19 protein-coding genes, 1 tRNA gene and 1 pseudogene are annotated in these 19034 nt (G+C 44.2%); all 21 read left to right on the top strand.

Annotation, left to right across the window (positions count from 1 at the left end):
* Window position 1 precedes the first annotated feature (1 nt).
* The 21 genes and pseudogenes from AC08OG_RS08645 to AC08OG_RS08545 all read left to right on the top strand — a co-directional run bounded on the left by AC08OG_RS08645 (window position 2) and on the right by AC08OG_RS08545 (window position 19022).
* Window positions 2–86, top strand: a tRNA-Leu gene (locus AC08OG_RS08645).
* Window positions 87–149: 63 nt separating this feature from the next.
* Window positions 150–1448 carry a trigger factor gene (tig, locus tag AC08OG_RS08640; protein ID WP_292357204.1) on the top strand — a complete coding sequence of 433 codons (1299 nt, stop codon included), beginning with the start codon at window positions 150–152 and terminating at the stop codon, window positions 1446–1448.
* An 89-nt stretch (window positions 1449–1537) separates the two neighbouring features.
* Window positions 1538–2173, top strand: coding sequence for an ATP-dependent Clp endopeptidase proteolytic subunit ClpP (gene clpP, locus AC08OG_RS08635; RefSeq protein WP_292357202.1), 636 nt, complete (start codon window positions 1538–1540; stop codon window positions 2171–2173).
* Window positions 2174–2202: 29 nt separating this feature from the next.
* Window positions 2203–3474 carry an ATP-dependent Clp protease ATP-binding subunit ClpX gene (clpX, locus tag AC08OG_RS08630; RefSeq protein ID WP_292399022.1) on the top strand — a complete coding sequence of 424 codons (1272 nt, stop codon included), beginning with the start codon at window positions 2203–2205 and terminating at the stop codon, window positions 3472–3474.
* A gap of 145 nt (window positions 3475–3619) precedes the next feature.
* Window positions 3620–6055 (top strand): annotated as a pseudogene (gene lon / locus AC08OG_RS08625) (endopeptidase La).
* Window positions 6056–6082: 27 nt separating this feature from the next.
* Entirely contained in the window at window positions 6083–6808 is a 726-nt protein-coding gene (locus AC08OG_RS08620; protein WP_292399016.1) for an SPOR domain-containing protein, read from the top strand.
* Window positions 6809–6919: 111 nt separating this feature from the next.
* Complete coding sequence (locus AC08OG_RS08615) at window positions 6920–7411, top strand: CvpA family protein (protein WP_292357195.1); 492 nt, start codon at window positions 6920–6922, stop codon at window positions 7409–7411.
* Window positions 7412–7431: 20 nt separating this feature from the next.
* Complete coding sequence (purF, locus tag AC08OG_RS08610; protein ID WP_292357193.1) at window positions 7432–8940, top strand: amidophosphoribosyltransferase; 1509 nt, start codon at window positions 7432–7434, stop codon at window positions 8938–8940.
* 68 nt (window positions 8941–9008) lie between these two features.
* Window positions 9009–9566 carry a YceD family protein gene (locus AC08OG_RS08605; RefSeq protein WP_292399013.1) on the top strand — a complete coding sequence of 186 codons (558 nt, stop codon included), beginning with the start codon at window positions 9009–9011 and terminating at the stop codon, window positions 9564–9566.
* A 34-nt stretch (window positions 9567–9600) separates the two neighbouring features.
* Window positions 9601–9780, top strand: a complete 180-nt coding sequence (rpmF, locus tag AC08OG_RS08600; RefSeq protein WP_014707203.1) for a 50S ribosomal protein L32 — start codon at window positions 9601–9603, stop codon at window positions 9778–9780.
* A gap of 13 nt (window positions 9781–9793) precedes the next feature.
* On the top strand, window positions 9794–10813 hold the full coding sequence (gene plsX, locus AC08OG_RS08595) for a phosphate acyltransferase PlsX (RefSeq protein WP_292357189.1): 1020 nt from the start codon (window positions 9794–9796) through the stop codon (window positions 10811–10813).
* Window positions 10810–11769: a beta-ketoacyl-ACP synthase III gene (locus AC08OG_RS08590; protein ID WP_292357186.1), complete on the top strand. Its 960-nt coding sequence runs from the start codon at window positions 10810–10812 to the stop codon at window positions 11767–11769. Before plsX ends, AC08OG_RS08590 begins: the two co-directional genes overlap by 4 nt.
* 18 nt (window positions 11770–11787) lie before the next feature.
* Window positions 11788–12729: an ACP S-malonyltransferase gene (gene fabD / locus AC08OG_RS08585; protein WP_482929308.1), complete on the top strand. Its 942-nt coding sequence runs from the start codon at window positions 11788–11790 to the stop codon at window positions 12727–12729.
* Window positions 12726–13469: a 3-oxoacyl-ACP reductase FabG gene (gene fabG, locus AC08OG_RS08580; protein ID WP_482929307.1), complete on the top strand. Its 744-nt coding sequence runs from the start codon at window positions 12726–12728 to the stop codon at window positions 13467–13469. Before fabD ends, fabG begins: the two co-directional genes overlap by 4 nt.
* A 138-nt stretch (window positions 13470–13607) precedes the next feature.
* Window positions 13608–13844: an acyl carrier protein gene (gene acpP, locus AC08OG_RS08575; RefSeq protein WP_014707198.1), complete on the top strand. Its 237-nt coding sequence runs from the start codon at window positions 13608–13610 to the stop codon at window positions 13842–13844.
* 94 nt (window positions 13845–13938) lie between these two features.
* Window positions 13939–15180, top strand: a complete 1242-nt coding sequence (gene fabF / locus AC08OG_RS08570) for a beta-ketoacyl-ACP synthase II (RefSeq protein WP_292357180.1) — start codon at window positions 13939–13941, stop codon at window positions 15178–15180.
* Window positions 15181–15190: 10 nt separating this feature from the next.
* Window positions 15191–16021 (top strand): aminodeoxychorismate lyase, encoded by an 831-nt coding sequence (gene pabC, locus AC08OG_RS08565; RefSeq protein WP_482929306.1) that lies wholly within the window; start codon window positions 15191–15193, stop codon window positions 16019–16021.
* Window positions 16018–17043 (top strand): endolytic transglycosylase MltG, encoded by a 1026-nt coding sequence (mltG, locus tag AC08OG_RS08560; protein WP_482929305.1) that lies wholly within the window; start codon window positions 16018–16020, stop codon window positions 17041–17043. The genes pabC and mltG overlap by 4 nt, the downstream gene beginning before the upstream one ends.
* Window positions 17040–17672, top strand: coding sequence for a dTMP kinase (tmk, locus tag AC08OG_RS08555; protein WP_482929304.1), 633 nt, complete (start codon window positions 17040–17042; stop codon window positions 17670–17672). The genes mltG and tmk overlap by 4 nt, the downstream gene beginning before the upstream one ends.
* A complete protein-coding gene (holB, locus tag AC08OG_RS08550; RefSeq protein ID WP_482929303.1) occupies window positions 17672–18634 on the top strand; it encodes a DNA polymerase III subunit delta' in 963 nt (320 codons plus the stop codon). Before tmk ends, holB begins: the two co-directional genes overlap by 1 nt.
* 34 nt (window positions 18635–18668) lie before the next feature.
* Complete coding sequence (locus tag AC08OG_RS08545) at window positions 18669–19022, top strand: PilZ domain-containing protein (protein ID WP_292357171.1); 354 nt, start codon at window positions 18669–18671, stop codon at window positions 19020–19022.
* Window positions 19023–19034: the final 12 nt, after the last annotated feature.

Genomic DNA, 19034 nt, shown 5'->3' with positions numbered 1-19034 from the left:
TGCGAGAGTGGCGGAATTGGTAGACGCGCTGGATTTAGGTTCCAGTAGGGTAACCTGTGAGAGTTCGAGTCTCTCCTCTCGTACCATTTACAATTGTCGGCGCATAGACGCCAGCAATGCGCTTAATCCCCGTGTTTGAGGTTTAAAGAATGCAAGTAACTGTAGAAAATGTCAGCGAACTCGGTCGTAAAATGACCATCACCGTGGAAGATGCAAATATTGAACAGGCTGTTGAAAAACGCTTGGTTTCCATCCGCCCGACTGTTCGAATGGCTGGTTTCCGTCCCGGTAAAGTTCCGATGAAGATGCTGGTTAAAACGCATGGTCCCTCAGCACGCCGTGATGTGATTGATCAGATTGTTCAAGACAGCATGCGCGAAGCGTTCACTCAAGAAAATGTTAATCCTGCAAGCCCTCCTCATATCGATAGCATGAAAGAAGAAGATTCAACATTAATATATACGTTGAATTATGAGATCTTTCCTGAAATCGATGCAGTAAAGGTAGACGATATCAAGCTGGAAAAAACCGTTGCAGAAGTCAGTGACGAAGATGTCGACAAAATGCTTGAAACCTTGCGTGAGCAACGCATGACATGGGAACCATTAAAACGTGCCGCTAAAGAAGAAGATGGTGTCACCATCGATTTCGTCGGCAGTATTGATGGCGAAGAATTTCAGGGCGGTAAAGGTCAGGATGTTCTCGTTGTCATTGGTAATAACAGTATGCTGCCTGAATTTGAACAGCAACTGGTTGGCGTCAAACCCAACCAGGAACTGACTATTTCAATGACCTTCCCGGAAGATTATCGCGCTGAGCACCTGCGAGGTAAAAAAGCCGATTTTGCTGTCACTGTTAAACAGGTGGCCAAAAAGAAATTGCCAAAACTGGACAAAGAGTTTGCTGAAATGTGTGGCGTTGAAGGTGGCTTAGCCGCTTTGAAAAAAGAAGTCCGTTCAAATATGGAACGTGAACTTGCAGCGGCACTTAAAAATGTGAACAAGCGCAAAGCAATGGATAGTGTTGCAGCCAATAATGAAATTGCTTTACCTGAAGCACCGGTTGAGCGTGAAGCTAATTACTTGATGGAACAGGCTAAGAATAACCTGCGCAATCAAGGTGTTAACGTTGAAGGCTTACCTTTTGAATTAAGTAATTTCAAGGAAAATGCAGAAAAACGTGTCAAACTGAGTCTGCTTATCGGTAAGATTATTTCTGATAACAACATTCAACCTGAAGAAAAACGGGTTCGTGAAGCCATTGAAGCTATTGCTGCCAGTTATGAAGATCCTGAAGACGTTATGAACTATTACATGACCAATCAGGATAAATTATCTGAAATCCAAATGATGGTTGTCGAAGATACTGTTGTTGAATGGATCTACGATAATGTTAAAGTTGAAGAAAAAGCATCTTCATTTTCTGAAGTGATGAATGCTGTAGCCTAAAGGCACTAGCAAGTTTTTTTACAAAGACAGCCCGTGCTCAAACTTTTGGGCACGGGTTATTTTTTATTTGGCATTAAAACAGGACCGCTATGAGCACTAAATTTTCTGAGCAACTCAATCCAGTTCAAAATGCATTGGTTCCAATCGTAGTTGAACAAACTTCACGTGGTGAACGTTCTTACGATATCTATTCCCGTCTGCTAAAAGAACGTATTATCTTTTTAGTGGGTCAGGTTGAAGACCATATGGCGAACTTGATTGTCGCCCAGATGTTGTTTCTTGAATCTGAAAATCCGGACAAAGATATTCATCTTTATATCAATTCGCCGGGTGGTGCTGTGACCGCCGGTCTGGCAATCTATGACACAATGCAATTTATCAAACCCCAAGTCAGCACTTTGTGTATTGGTCAGGCCGCCAGCATGGGCGCATTATTGCTCACTGCGGGTGCTAAGGGAAAACGTTTTGCCTTGCCAAACTCACGCATTATGGTGCATCAACCTTTAGGCGGATTTCAGGGGCAGGCATCGGATATCGATATTCATGCAAAAGAAATTTTAAGCATTCGTGATCGATTAAATGGAATTATGGCCCATCACACTGGTCAGGATATTAAGAAAATTGAACGTGATACTGACCGTGATAATTTCATGAATGGTGAACAAGCAGCAGAATATGGTTTAATTGATTCTGTTATGAAAAGCCGACCTGAAGAAAAGTCTTGAGCAATCACAAACGTTAGGAAAGTAGTGCGATGAGCGATGACAAAAAAAACGACGACAAATTACTTTACTGTTCATTCTGCGGTAAAAGCCAACATGAAGTTAAAAAACTGATCGCTGGACCTTCAGTATTTGTCTGCGATGAATGCGTTGAACTTTGCAATGATATTATTCGTGAAGAGCTACAAGAAAAAACCGATGAGGCCGCTGATTCGAGATTGCCATCACCCCATGAGATTGATTCAGCGCTAAACAATTACGTTATCGGTCAGGCAAAAGCTAAACGAGTGTTATCGGTAGCGGTATACAACCATTACAAACGACTTCGTCACGGCACCAAAAACGATGATGTTGAGTTATCCAAAAGTAATATCCTGCTAATTGGACCTACAGGTAGTGGTAAAACGCTTCTTGCTGAAACCCTGGCAAGACAGCTTAATGTTCCATTCACTATGGCTGATGCCACTACATTAACCGAGGCCGGTTATGTGGGTGAAGACGTTGAGAACATCATTCAAAAGCTGCTGCAGAAATGTGAATACGATGTCGAAAAGGCTGAAACCGGTATTGTCTACATCGATGAAATCGACAAGATTTCTAAAAAGTCTGATAACCCTTCCATCACACGTGATGTGTCAGGTGAAGGTGTCCAGCAGGCTTTATTGAAGTTGATTGAAGGCACCATCGCTTCTGTACCACCTCAAGGTGGCAGAAAACATCCGCAACAGGAGTTTTTGCAGGTTGACACCAGCAAGATCCTTTTTATCTGTGGCGGTGCATTTGCCGGATTGGATAAAGTTATCCGTAACCGTACCCATAAAGGTGGCATTGGCTTTTCTGCTGATGTTAAGAGTGTCGATTCCAACTCACCAACAAGTGAAGCATTACGTGGCGTTGAGCCAGAAGATTTAATCCAATATGGTTTGATTCCTGAATTTGTAGGTCGTTTGCCGGTAGTTGCAACGCTTGAAGAGCTTGATGAGGCTGCTTTGGTGCAGATTTTAACTGAGCCGAAAAATGCGCTGACCAAGCAATATGAAAAACTGTTTGAACTGGAAAACTGTGAGCTGGAATTCAGAGCGGATGCGCTAAGAGCCATTGCCCGCAAAGCAATGGAGCGTAAAACAGGTGCTCGCGGTTTGCGTTCCATTATTGAAAACGTCCTGTTGGACACCATGTTTGACCTGCCGTCTTTGGATAATGTGACCAAAGTGGTTGTTGATGAGAGTGTTATCAACGGTGAAAACACGCCTATTTTGATTTACGAAGATCATCCTGCTGATCTCGCTTCAGGTGATAAATAATTTCCAACCTGTTGGATCTTTAAATTTTTGGCTGATATCGACGCGTCCGGTTTCTCCGGACGCTTGATTTCTTGATGCCTGTCCCCATATTGTTTTCACGAACACAATTACTGTGTCAGTTGACTCCCTTAAGAGGTCCGCATTGATGGAAAAAGAATTTGAAACTACATTAACTGATGGCAATGCACTGCAAAAAGTGCCTGTGCTGCCTCTTCGTGATGTTGTTGTATATCCTCACATGGTTATTCCTTTGTTTGTTGGACGTGAAAAATCCATCAAAGCACTTGAACATGCTACCGATGAAAACAAGCAAATCCTGCTGGTCGCTCAAAAAGATTCCGGTGAAGATTCACCTGCGCCCGAAAATCTTTATGAAACCGGAACGCTTGCCAATATTCTGCAATTGTTAAAATTACCTGATGGTACCGTGAAGGTATTGGTTGAGGAACGCAACGTGCCAAAGTTGCTTTGTATGATAATAGCAACGCATTTTGCGAGGCAGAAGTTGCCAGTTTTATCGATGAACATCCTGATCAGCGTGAGGCTGACGTTTTAATGCGCACGTTGCTCAGTCAATTTGAGCAGTACGTCAAACTCAACAAAAAAATTCCACCTGAAGTTATTGCTTCTTTATCGAGCATTGAAGACCTCGCGCGCATGGCGGATACCGTTGCTGCGCATATGACGTTAAAACTTGAAGATAAGCAGCTGTTATTGGAAATGGCGGATGTAAAAGACCGCATTGAAAAATTAATGGCTTTTCTGGAATCGGAAATCGATATTCAGCAGATTGAAAAACGCATTCGTAATCGCGTCAAAAAACAGATGGAAAAAAGTCAGCGCGAATATTATCTGAACGAGCAGCTTAAAGCCGTGCAGAAAGAGCTTGGCGAGTTGGATGACACTGGTAATGAAGTCGAAGAATTAGCGGAAAAAATTGCCAATGCGGGCATGAGCCCTGAAGCACGTGACAAAGCTGAATCTGAGCTGAAAAAATTAAAAATGATGTCGCCGATGTCTGCTGAAGCCACAGTGGTTCGCAACTATATCGAATATCTACTCGAAGTGCCGTGGAAAAAACGTTCACGTGTCACTCTGGATCTGGATCACGCTCAGAAAGTGCTGGATGAAGATCATTATGGTCTGGAAAAAGTTAAAGAACGCATTATTGAATATCTCGCTGTCCAGAAACGGGTAAAAAAACTGAAAGGCCCGATTCTTTGTTTGGTTGGACCGCCTGGTGTTGGTAAAACATCGATTGCTCAATCAATTGCGCGTGCGACTAATCGTAAATTTAGCCGAATGGCTTTGGGTGGTGTACGTGATGAAGCTGAAATCCGTGGTCATCGTCGTACATACATTGGTTCAATGCCGGGTAAAGTGATTCAGAATATCTCCAAAACCGGTGTGCGGAACCCATTGTTTTTGCTAGATGAAATAGACAAGATGGCTCAGGATTTTCGAGGCGACCCCGCTTCGGCATTGCTGGAAGTCCTTGATCCTGAACAGAATTCAACATTTGCCGATCATTACCTGGAAGTTGAATATGATTTGTCTGATGTGATGTTTGTTTGTACTGCAAATACACTTAATATTCCGGATGCATTGCGTGACCGGATGGAAATCATTCGACTGGCGGGTTACACCGAAGATGAAAAACTGAATATTGCCTTACAGTACCTGCTTCCAAAAGCTATTAAAGACAATGGTTTAAAGGCCGGAGAAATTGAGATTACCAGAAGCTGCAGTGATGGAAATCATTCGCCGTTATACACGCGAAGCGGGTGTTCGTAATCTGCAACGCGATATCTCGAAAATCTGTCGCAAACTGGTTAAACAGATTCTTCGTGAATCACCTAAAGAGACAGTGGTTGTAACAGCGGATAACCTGGAAGATTATCTTGGTGTTTACCACTATCAATATGGTGTTGCCGAGGAAGATGATCGCATCGGTCAGGTCACTGGTCTGGCCTGGACTGAAGTCGGTGGTGAATTACTGACTATTGAATCTGCGGTGATGCCAGGTAAAGGTAAAGCGAGTTATACCGGTAAACTGGGTGATGTGATGCAGGAATCTATTCAGGCAGCAACCACTGTTGTTCGTTCAAGAGCAGTAGAGTGGGGTATTGCTGAGGATTATCTTCAAAGTCACGATTTGCATATCCATGTTCCTGAAGGTGCTACACCAAAAGATGGTCCTAGCGCGGGTATCGGTATGTGTACGGCGCTGGTATCTGCGATTACCGGAATTCCGGTTAAATCCAATGTGGCGATGACTGGTGAAATCACGTTGCGTGGTGAGGTCCTGGCAATCGGTGGTTTGAAAGAAAAATTGCTTGCTGCACATCGCGGTGGTATTGATACGGTTTTAATTCCCAAAGATAACGTCAAAGACTTACGGGAAATTCCAGATAATGTAAAATCCGGTTTGGAAATTATTCCGGTACGCTGGATTAATGAAGTTCTGGAAAAAGCCTTGCAACATATGCCAACAAAAGTGTTACCGACTCCGGATACTGCAACTGTTCTGCCGCCAGAACAGGCCAGTTTTCACGAAGTTAATACACAAAACCGGCACTAATCTGATAAAAGCGAGTAGCGGAGATTTATGATGACCCAAAAACAACAACAGCGTTTAATCGGGACGCTATTGCTTGTCTTTTTCATCGCCGTGCTCGCTTATATCGTTTTATCCAAAGTTAGTCAGACAGAATCCGGCAGACAGGAAGTCGAAGAAGAACCCATTCAGTTTTCATCGGTGATTGAGCCTTTACAGGAAAAGGTAGATGATGACTCAGAGTTGGAAACAGCTATGTCTTCCTCCGAAGCTTTTGTCGATATTGATCCTAAAGTTAAAGACAATACTGCTCCGCAGCTACCTGACGCTTTTGTGTCAGAACCTGTCACACCTGAAACTGTAGCACCAGCTCCTGTAACACCTGAACCTGAAACTGTAGCACCAGCTCCGGTACCTGAGGCTCCCAAACCTGCTCCCGCGCCAAAAGCTCCCGAACCTGAACCGGTAGTAGAAGCTCCAGCTCCCAAGATAAGTCAACCCGAGCCTAAAACAGAATCGACTCCTGCTCCGGCAGAAGCAAATTCGCGCTGGATTCTTCAGTTAGGCAGTTTTTCAATGGAAGCGAATGCAATCAGTCGGAAAAAGCAGTTGGAAGAGCTGGGTTATAAACCTACGATTGAGCAAACCCGTTCAGGTGGAAACGTTATTTATCGAGTGAGATTGCAACCGAGTGCAGATCGATCTGCTCTGGAAAAAACTGCTGAGTCAATACGTAACCAATTGAATATAAATACCCAGGTTTTCCCATATCAGTAATGCATCACAAACAACTCAATTAACTAGTTATTTAAAGTAAATATATTGGGTTCGTTTGTGCAATTCTGATAAAATTCTCCTTTTAACACGCTCGCTCGACGCGGAGTCATAATGAACTGGGTAGATTATTTAATAATCGGCATTATTTTGATTTCGTCGGGCATCAGTATCGTTCGCGGTTTTATAAAAGAAGTACTTTCGTTAATTAGCTGGATAGTGGCGATTTGGGTTGCATTCATGTTTTTTGCAAACTTCGCCAGTTTGTTAACGCCCTATATTGATACAGCTACACTACGTCTATTTATTGCATTCTTTGTCTTATTTGTTGTCACATTAATACTCGGGGCACTGGTTAATCATTTGATTTCACAATTGGTTGAAAAAACAGGTCTCAGCGGCACTGACCGTGCTCTGGGAGTGATTTTTGGTATTCTTAGAGGTGCAGCAATTGTCACTATATTAGTGTTGGCTGCCGGAGTAACACCCATGCCATCTGACAGTTGGTGGCAAAATTCTTTATTGTTACAACACTTTGAAGATCTGGCGATTTGGGTCAAACAGTTTTTACCAGCTGATGTCGCCGAACACGTTAACTTCAACTAATCCTGACAGGGTCTTAATATATGTGTGGAATTATCGGAATCGTAGGTCATTCAGAAGTCAACCAGGCACTTTATGACGGACTGACCGTTCAACAACATCGTGGTCAGGATGCCGCGGGAATCATGACGTGTGACCAGAACGGACGGTTTTATCTTCGCAAAGATAATGGACTGGTAAAAGATGTTTTTCATACCCGTCATATGATTCGTCTGAAAGGTTCAATGGGCATTGGCCATATACGCTATCCTACCGCGGGGTGTTCCAACTCAGCTGAATCCCAGCCATTTTATGTCAACTCGCCTTTCGGTATTGCACTGGCCCACAATGGTAACCTGACCAACACACAGCTGTTATCAGATCAATTGTTTAAAAGTGATCGTCGTCACCTTAATACCGGTTCAGATTCCGAAGTGTTATTAAATGTACTTGCTCACGAATTGCAGACTTCCGGAAAGCTCAAACCACAACCCGAAGATATTTTCAAAGCGGTTTCAGAAGTACATAAACGTTGTAAAGGTGCATATGCTGCAGTAGCGATGATTGCTGGCGTGGGTATGTTGGCTTTCCGTGATCCCTATGGTATCCGTCCTGCCGTTATTGGCAAGCGCGACTCAGAGCAGGGTACCGAGTATGTTGTGGCTTCTGAAAGTGTCGTGATGGACACGCTGGATTTCGAATTTATGCGTGATGTCCAGCCGGGAGAATGTATCTTTATTGACATGGAAGGCAGTTTCCACAGCCAGCAATGTGCAGAGAACCCTGTTAAATCACCCTGTATCTTTGAATACGTTTATTTTGCCCGTCCTGATTCAATGATGGACGGTATCTCTGTTCACAAAAGCCGTATGCGAATGGGCACTAAACTGGCAGAGAAAATCAAGCGCGAATTTCCTGATCATGACATTGATGTGGTCATTCCAATTCCCGATACCAGTCGCAGCGCTGCATTACAACTTTCATATGATTTAGGTGTGGTTTACCGCGAAGGCTTTATTAAAAACAGATATATCGGCCGGACGTTCATTATGCCCGGACAACAGCAACGTAAAAAATCAGTGAGACAAAAGCTCAATGCTATTGACCTGGAGTTTCGTGATAAAAATGTGTTGCTGGTTGATGATTCAATCGTCCGTGGTACAACTTCCCAGCAAATCGTGCAAATGGCTCGAGATGCTGGCGCGAAAAAAGTCTATCTTGCTTCCGCCGCACCACCAGTTCGTTTCCCTAATGTGTATGGTATTGATATGCCTTCACCCTCTGAATTTGTTGCGCATAATCGCAATGTTAAGCAAATTGCAGAAGAGCTGGGTGTAGACTGGTTGATTTATCAGGATTTAAACGATCTGGTTGAAGCCATTAACAAGAAAAGTGATGTTAAACGCTTTGATACGTCCTGTTTCGATGGTGATTACATTACCGGCGATATTGATGAAACCTATTTGTATTACATTGATGCGCTGCGTAATGACATGTCCAAACAGACTGAAGAAGAAGGTAACGTTACTATTGAGCTACATAATGACGTTTAAATTGCACAGTCATCGTACTAATTTCAAACGTTTGATTCCTGCTGAAATCAGCAGGAATCAACAGCTTTTTGCTGTTTGATACCAATTCTTATATAATCCCGTCGATTATGCATCAGCAATTGCCAAAAGAGATTGATCCGTTTCGTTTTGCTCACAGCGGTTTACAGATAGCGGGGGAAATCCCGGTCAGTAAAATGTCGCGGTTGAGCGAAATGTTGCACGACAATTCAGGAACAGTGTCGGTCGATATGCAGTTTGATATTGATACAACCGGCACGCCCTATATGCGTGGACAGTTTGCTGTAACGGTTAATCTGTTATGTGAACGTTGTATGGAGCCGATGGCTCATTCAATGAACATTACAACGATATTGGCACTGGTTCGGCACGAAGGGAAAATTGAAGGTCTTGCCGAACAATACGAGCCATGGATCTTGAATGATGCAAAACAAGTTGATCCGGCACAGATTGTGGAAGATGAGTTAATACTTGCCTTACCAATAGTGCCAAAACATGATTATCCATGTTTGCCAGAAGAATTATGGCAAGCAGGAGATGAAGAAATTGAGCCTGAAAAACCAGTCTCACCGTTTGCCGTTTTATCTTCGTTGAAATCGAAGAAATAATTTATTTGTCGTTTTGGGTTTAGGAGTTTAAGCCATGGCTGTTCAAAAGAGTAAAAAGAGTCCTTCACGTCGCGGTATGCGTCGTTCACATGATGCATTAACCGAGTCAACATTAGCAGTTGATTCGACTTCAGGTGAATTACACCGTCGTCATCATGTTACTGCTGACGGTTACTATCGTGGCCGTAAAGTCATTGCTGATAAGAGTGAATAAGGCTTAACAGAAATTGACTTTAACAATTTCGATTGATGCTATGGGCGGGGATCACGGACCTCAAGTCGTGATCCCCGCTGCTATATCAACACTGCAAAGGCATTCTGATGTAGAGCTGATTTTAGTTGGCGATGAAGCCATTATTTCAGCAGAAATAGCTAAACATCAGTTCAGTGATAAACACCGGATGAAAATTCAGCATGCCTCCCAAACAGTTGGTATGGATGAACCTCCTTCTTCGGCTCTTCGCGGCAAAAAAGATTCTTCCATGCGGGTAGCTATTAACCTGGTGAAAGAGGGGCAAGCGGCTGCTTGTGTCAGTGCCGGTAATACCGGTGCCTTGATGGCCACTGCGCGGTTTGTGCTGAAGACGCTGCCGGGAATTGAGCGTCCTGCAATCATTACTGCCTTACCCACTATGCGTGGTCATACTTATGTTCTCGATCTGGGGGCTAACGTAGACTCAACTGCAGAACATCTGGTGCAGTTCGCATTAATGGGGTCTGTGTTAGCCGAGTTGATTGATGGTAAGCCTAATCCCACTGTTGGCCTGCTAAATGTTGGTGCAGAGGAAATCAAAGGTAATGAGAGGGTTAAAGAAGCTGCTCGTTTATTAGCCAAGACTGATCTCAACTACTACGGCTATGTCGAGGGCGATGGTCTTTATCATGGCGAGGTCGACGTATTGGTCTGTGATGGCTTTGTGGGGAATGTTGCGCTGAAAGCCAGTGAAGGTGTGGCGCATATGATCCGACATTATTTGCGTCAGGCGTTTCATCGTAACTGGTTAACTAAAATTGCCGGATTAATCGCTTCTCCTGTGTTGAAAAGCTTTAGCAAAGAGCTTGATCCTCGTGCATTTAATGGCGCAAACCTGATTGGTTTACAAGGTATTGTGATTAAAAGTCATGGTGGCGCAGATACATTTGCTTTCAGCAATGCAATTAATATCGCCATTCTTGAAGCCCGAAAAGACGTTCCAAAGAATATTACTAAACATCTTGAAACTCTTTTAGAGGAACAGATGTTGTGATTTATTCCAGAATTGCCGGAACGGGCAGCTATTTGCCGGAAAAATTTCTGACCAATATTGAACTCGAGTCAATGGTTGAAACCAGTGATGAATGGATTACCGATCGTACTGGAATTAAAAAACGACATATTGCCGGTGATGACGAAACGACAACAGATTTAGCTTATTTTGCCGCCAAAAATGCTATTTCTGCAGCGGGTATAAAGCCGCGTGATATAGACATGATAATTGTTGCCACAACGACGCCAACTCGGATTTTTCCAAGTACAGCCGCACTGGTCCAGCAAAAACTGGGAATTCATGGTTGCCCAGCATTTGATATTCAGGCGGTTTGTACTGGTTTTGTCTACGCACTGACCGTTGCGGATAAATTTATTAAGTCTGGCAGTGCAAAAAATGTTCTGGTCATTGGTGCGGAAACCTTATCTCGGATTGTTGACTGGACTGACCGCAATACCTGTGTTTTATTCGGTGATGGCGCCGGGGCAGTCGTGTTACAGGCATCTGCTGAACCCGGTATCATGTCGACTCATATTCATTGCGACGGTAGTTTCAATGAACTGTTACATGTCCCAACAGGACCTGGAAGTACTATTACTGAAGATCCTGCCTATATTGAAATGCAGGGTAATGACGTTTTCAAAATTGCTGTAAAAACCCTGAGTAAAATTGTTGACGAAACACTGGCGGCTAACCAGCTAAAGAAACATGATATTGACTGGCTCATCCCACATCAGGCGAATATTCGTATTATCGCTGCGACAGCCAAAAAGTTGAGCATGTCGATGGAAAGTGTTGTTGTCACGGTTCAGGACCATGGTAATACCTCTGCGGCATCTATTCCGCTGGCACTGGATGTTGCCGTGCGTGATGGTCGTATCAAGCGTGGAGAAACATTATTGTTTGAAGCGTTTGGTGGTGGTTTTACCTGGGGCTCAGCGCTCATCAAATTCTAATCTGAGGTATTTTTACCAATGCATTCAGCTTTTGTCTTTCCCGGCCAGGGTTCACAATCTGTTTCCATGTTAGCCGAGTTATCTGAATCCTTTCCGCAAGTGCAGCAGACATTTGCAGAAGCCAGTGACGCCCTTGGCTATGATTTATGGGCACTTGTGCAAAATGGACCTGAAGCCGAACTCAATCAGACCGATAAAACTCAACCTGCCATGCTGGCAGCAGGCATTGCTGTCTGGCGTTGCTGGGAATCAGTAAGTGATGATAAACCAGCGTATCTGGCCGGCCATAGCCTGGGCGAATATACTGCATTGGTTGCCGCTGGCGCTTTGGATTTTAAAACAGCCATCAAACTGGTGGAAAAACGTGGCCAGTTCATGCAACAGGCCGTTCCTGCGGGTGAAGGGGCTATGGCCGCCATCCTTGGTCTTGATGATGACACTGTAAAAGCTGTCTGTGAGCAGGCGAGTGATGCCGGAATCGTTGAAGCAGTGAATTTTAATTCACCTGGTCAAGTAGTTATTGCCGGCAGTAAATCAGCAGTTGATAAAGCCGTAATGATGGCTTCGGAAAAAGGCGCCAAACGCGCCTTGTTATTGCCGGTGAGCGTTCCTTCGCATTGTGCGTTGATGCGACCAGCCGCTGAGAAATTATCAGCTGAGCTTGAGTCTGTCTCTATTCAAACGCCGAACATCCCAGTAATTCATAATACCAGTGTCACCTCTACATCTGATCCAGACCAGATTCGCCAATTACTGGCACAACAGTTATACAATCCTGTGCGTTGGGTAGAAACTGTTGAGTGGTTTGCTGCCCAGGGCGTTGAGATTCTGGTTGAATGTGGACCGGGTAAAGTTCTGGCTGGTTTAACCAAACGTATTGATAAAACCTTACAGGCCTTACCGGTATTTGATTCGGCTACATTGCAAAAAACTCAAGAAGTATTAGGAGAACCATCATGAGCCTACAAGGTAAAGTTGCTTTGGTGACTGGTGCAACTCGCGGTATCGGCCGTGCTATTGCATTAAGTCTCGGTGAACAGGGTGCCACCGTGATTGGTACTGCCACCTCAGAAAAGGGGGCTGCTACCATCAGTGAATACCTGCAGGCAGCCGGTATTAAGGGAAAAGGTCTGGTGTTGAACGTGACGCAGGAAAATGCCATTGATGAGACTGTTACGGCGATTGAAGCCGAATTCGCCGCGCCGGATATTCTGGTCAACAATGCTGGTATCACTCGTGACAATTTACTGATGCGGATGAAGGATGAAGAATGGGACGATATTATCAACACTAATCTCACACCAATCTTCAAATTAAGCAAACGTTGCATACGTGCTATGACCAAAGCCCGTTGGGGTCGCATTATCAATATCACATCAGTTGTTGGTGTAATGGGTAATGCCGGTCAAACCAACTATGCTGCTGCTAAAGCCGGTGTAATTGGTTTCAGCAAGTCATTAGCCCGTGAAGTCGGTGCTCGTGGGATTACGGTAAACAGTGTTGCTCCCGGTTTTATAGACACTGATATGACCAGTGGGCTGCCTGAAGCACATAAAACCGCATTACTGGAACAAGTTCCGGTTAAACGCCTCGGAGAAGCAGAAGAAATTGCCGCTGCTGTCAGCTTTTTGGCCAGTTCTTTAGCAGGATATATTACTGGCGAAACGCTGCACGTAAATGGCGGCATGTATATGAATTAAGGGCCTGAATCTATTTAGACTCAGGTTTTTTATTGTGGAGATATTTTTAGGACAAGGCTTCCAGCTTGTCTCCGCAGTGCTCGCACTATAAAATGCGAGCACGTTGTTTGTACTTAACCACCAAAGGAAACAGATGTTATGAGTGATATTGAAGCTCGTGTTAAAGAAATTGTTGTTGAACAATTAGGTGTAAATGCCGATGAAGTAACTGCAGATGCTTCATTTATTGATGATCTGGGTGCTGACTCGCTGGACACTGTAGAGCTGGTTATGGCACTGGAAGAAGCATTTGAATGTGAAATTCCTGACGAAGAAGCTGAAAAGATCACCACTGTTAAAGAAGCTGTCGCTTATATTAATTCTGTTCAGTCTTAATATTACAGATTGCTTCAGATGTAGCCGTCTAGCGTGCAGGTCATGCTAGACGGCTATGTCGTATCTATAGAGAAGATTTGCATGAGGAAAACTGATGTCTAAAAGACGCGTTGTGGTTACCGGGCTGGGCGCGGTAACACCGGTCGGTTTATCGGTAGCAGAAAGCTGGGAGAATATCCTGGCTGGCAAAAGTGGTGTGGCTCCGATTACATCATTTGATGTAACTGATTTCCCAGTTCGTTTTGGTGCTAGCGTCAAAGACTTTGATGTTGAGACAGTTATTTCTCGTAAAGACGCTAAAAAAATGGATACTTTTATCCATTACGGAATTGCGGCAGCGGTTGAAGCTATTAAAGATGCCGGATTAGAAGTGACCGATGCCAATGCTGAACGTATTGGTGTGGCTATTGGCTCCGGAATTGGTGGCTTACCAGGTATTGAAGCTGGCTATGACAGCTTTTTAAATGGCGGGCCACGTAAAATTTCACCATTTTTTGTGCCCAGTAACATCATTAATATGATATCCGGTAATTTATCGATTATGTATGGTATGAAAGGGCCAAATACTGCCATTGTCACGGCATGTTCTACCGGAACACACTGTATTTCGGCTGCCGGTCGCATGATTCAATATGGCGATGCTGATGTGATGATCGCCGGCGGTGCTGAGATGGCGACATCCAAAACCGGTTTAGGTGGTTTTGCTGCGGCACGTGCTCTGTCGACCCGTAATGATGATCCACTTGCTGCAAGCCGTCCGTGGGATAAAGATCGTGATGGCTTTGTATTGGGAGATGGTGCTGGTGTCATTGTCCTGGAAGAATATGAACACGCCAAAAAACGTGGCGCTACCATTTATGCCGAATTAATTGGCTCTGGAATGAGTAGTGATGCTTATCATATGACCATGCCATCACAAGGTGGCGAGGGTGCAGCCCGTTGTATGGTCAATGCAATGAATGATGCTGGCATTAATCCAGAAGATATTCATTATATTAATGCTCACGGTACTTCTACCCCTGCAGGTGACGTTGCAGAAACGCAGGCGATTAAAACCGCTCTTGGCAATGCCTCAGAGCAGGTCGCAGTCAGTTCAACCAAATCAATGATTGGTCACTTGTTAGGTGCTGCAGGTGGTGTTGAAGCGGTATTCAGTATTCTGGCCATTCGTGATCAGGTTGCACCACCCACCATCAATCTGGATAACCCGGATGAAGCATGTGATCTTGATTATGTTCCACATACTGCTCGACAAATGCCTATCGATATTTCCATGTCGAATTCATTTGGCTTTGGTGGCACCAACGGTACTGTTATTTTCAAAAAACTCGATTAGTCGGTGACGGATGATTCTGATTAACGGCCAACCCGAAAACAGAATCGAAGTTACAGATCGAGGTTTGCAATATGGCGATGGTTTGTTTGAAACCATCGCCTATCGTAATGGGCAACTCGAATATTTCGCCCAGCATCTCTCCAGATTGCTTGAAGGCTGTCATCGGCTGAAAATTGCCTTTCCTGTTGAACAACAGCAATCTCTCGCGGGAGAAGTCCATACTGTTTGTCGTCAATTGAATAATGATGCAGTTATTAAAATCATGGTTACTCGTGGTTCCGGTGGACGAGGGTATCGTTATCAAACTGATATGCAAACCAGCCGAATTATCAGCACGCATGCTATGCCAAAATATCCCGAATCCCACCAGTCCGGCATTACTGTGCGCCTCTGTCAACAGCGTTTGGCGATCAACCCCGCATTGGCTGGAATCAAACATCTTAATCGTCTGGAACAGGTGCTTGCACGAAATGAATGGCAGGACGACTGTATCGTAGAGGGTTTAATGCTTGATTATCAGAATCAATTGATAGAGGGAACAATGTCGAATGTGTTTCTGGTACATAACAACCAATTATCGACGGCGGAGCTTTCAGACTCAGGAATCGCTGGTATTATGCGTCAACAGCTGATTAAAATTGCTGACAGATTGTCGATACCCCTGCATATCACATCGCTGACCATTGATGATCTCAAGTCAGCGGACGAAGTGTTTGTCTGCAACAGTTTGATTGGCATATGGCCAGTGACTCGTATTACTGATCTTGATATGCATTACAGTCATGGTCCAATTACTCAAACGTTGCAGCACACTTTAAATTCACTGAACAGAAACGAATGAAAATACCTTTATATATCAAACTGCTTTTTTTAGTCGTAGTAGCTGCGATTATCGCGTTAGTTGCCTGGAGCGAATATCAGCGATTCCTGCATCAGCCGGTTAATTTAATAGAAGATGAAACGATTTTTACTATTTATCCAGGTGATAACATCAGTAAAGTTAGCCAGCGTCTATACGATAGTGGTTTGAGCCCGGTCCCCAGTGTTTATCTGGATATTTATGCTCGAATGCAAGGCAATGCGCAGCAGATAAAGGCCGGTGAATATCGGATTGAATCTGACGCCACTTTACCGGATTTATTAAATCTCTTTATCAGTGGCAAAGTTGTCCAATACTCCATAACCATCGTGGAAGGCATGACAGCCAAGCAGTTATTTGAAAAAGTGCTGGGGCATCCAAAAATTAAAAAGACACTGCCCGAATTGAACAATGAAACAGTTCGTGAAGCGTTATCTATAGAAAATGAATGGGTTGAAGGTTTATTTTTACCTGAGACATACCATTTTCCTGCCAATACAACTGATGTCCAGTTTTTAAGGCGTGCCTACCAGAATATGCAGGTTCAGCTGGAGAATGCCTGGCAGCTGATGACAGAAGAGCTACCTTATGATTCAGCATATGAAGTACTGATCATGGCGTCCATTATCGAAAAAGAGAGTGCCGTACCCGAAGAGCGCCCTGAAATTGCCGGTGTCTTCGTTCGCCGTCTGGATAAAGGCATGCGTTTGCAGACTGATCCGACTGTTATTTATGGCATGGGTGACAGTTACGATGGCAATATCCGTAAAAAAGATCTGCAAACGGATACGCCTTACAATACCTATACCCGATTTGGTTTGCCTCCAACACCAATCTGTTTGCCCAGTAAAGAATCCATTGAAGCTGCAATAAATCCAGCTGAAGGCAGCAGCCTGTATTTTGTTGCCGGTGCGGAAAACGGTGGTCATGTTTTCTCGGACAATCTGGAGGATCATAATCGAGCTGTTAGAAAATACTGGAAAAACAAGCAGATAACACAATGAATGGAAAATTTATCAGTATCGAAGGCATTGAAGGTGCCGGTAAATCGACCCAACTGCAGTTTATTGCTGATTATATTCGCTCACACGGTAAACAGGTTGTAGTGACCCGCGAGCCAGGTGGCACCCCTTTGGGCGAAGAAATCCGTGAGGTGTTACTCAAGCCAACTGATCAGGCGATGGCTGAAGATACTGAGTTGTTGTTGATGTTTGCTGCTCGTGCTGAGCACATCCAACAGGTTATTTTGCCAGCATTAAAACGTGGTGATTGGGTTGTTTCTGATCGTTTTGTTGATGCTACGTTTGCCTATCAAGGTGGCGGGCGAGGAATTAATGAACAACGCATAAAACAGCTTGCTGAATGGACCTTGCAAGGCTGTAATACGGATGTCACATTTTTATTTGATTTGCCCGTGGCTTTAGGTCAAACCCGGGTAGAACAACGACAACAGCAAAAAGATCGGTTTGAGCAGGAAAAACAGGTGTTCTTTGAACGCGTCAGGAATTGTTATCTTGCCCGTGCTGAGGCAGAACCGAAGCGGATCAAGCGAATTGATGCCAGCCAGAATATTGAAGCGATTCAGCAACAACTCAAACATCAGCTGACTCCATTACTGGAAGCAACACTTTGATGACAGCGCTTTTCCCATGGCAACAGACGGTCTGGCAACATATCGTTGACAGAGTAGAGCAACAGCGTATGCCGCATGCTGTCTTGTTGACGGGTGTCTCCGGACTGGGGAAAAAGCAGTTAGCCGGCAAAATGGCTGAGAGTTTATTATGTCTTGCTGCTGACAAACAGTTTAACGCCTGTGGTGTGTGTCACAGTTGTCAGATAATGCAGGCAGGGAATCACCCTGATCATCTGACTATTCGTTCGGAGGAGGCCGGTAAATCGATCAAAATCGACCAGATTCGTGCACTAAAAGAAAAACAATCACTTACCCCAAGCGTTGCCAATTGGAAAACAGTGGTAATTGAGTCAGCAGATTTAATGACCAACAGTGCTGCAAACAGTTTATTGAAACTGCTTGAAGAACCACAGAACAATACTATTTTAATCTTAACCACCAATGCAGTACATCGACTGCCAGTGACTATTCGCAGTCGTTGCCAGCAGATGCATCTGTCAACTCCCGATTATTCGATGACATTAAAATGGCTGGATTCTCAGGGCGTTGCTACTGATGCTGATCAGTTACGAAAAATTTCCTCATTAACGCTGGATGCGCCTTTTGCTATCGTCAATGCGCTCGAGACCAATGAGTGGCAGTCATATCAACAGATTCAGCAGGATTTTGATCAATTGATACAACAGCAGGCAAATCCCGTGCAACTTGCCAGCCAATGGCAACAACTGGATCTGGTTAAAGTGATGCATCAATTGTTATCGACTGTTAAAGCCCGACTTCAGCAGCAGTATTTGGAGTATGCTGATGCCAGTCTAACGCAGCATTACTGGCCTATCGCTGATTGCATAGTGAGTACAATAAAGCTAATATCATCTTCAAATAACTACAACAAGACGTTGTTAATTGAAGACTTTATGGTTTCAGTGATGCGTATTACCCAAACCAAAGCAGCAAATCATTAATCTCGTCACCGGCAAATAATTAAAGAGTTTTTATATGAGCATGAATCCACGTAAAGGCATCCTCTCACTGAAAATAAGTGATCAGAACATGCTGTATCACTCTTTCATGCCTTTTCTGAAGAATGGTGGCTTATTTATCCCCACCAATAAACCCTATCAAATGGGCGAAGAAGTCTTTATTTTGCTGACCTTACTGGATGAGCCGGAAAAAATACCTGTTGCCGGCACTATTGCCTGGATTACCCCTAGAGGCGCGCAGGGCAATCAGGCTGCGGGCATAGGCGTGCACTTTAGTGAAGGTGACGGCGGTGCCAATGTGGTCCGCGGCAAAATCGAAAACCATCTGGTCGATAAATTGAAATCAGATAAAGCCACCTATACGATGTAAGAAAAATGGCGG

This window comes from Methylophaga sp. F7 (assembly GCF_056863975.1).
Note: the sequence above shows the minus strand (reverse complement) of the source record. Positions and strands in the feature narration are given on the sequence as shown.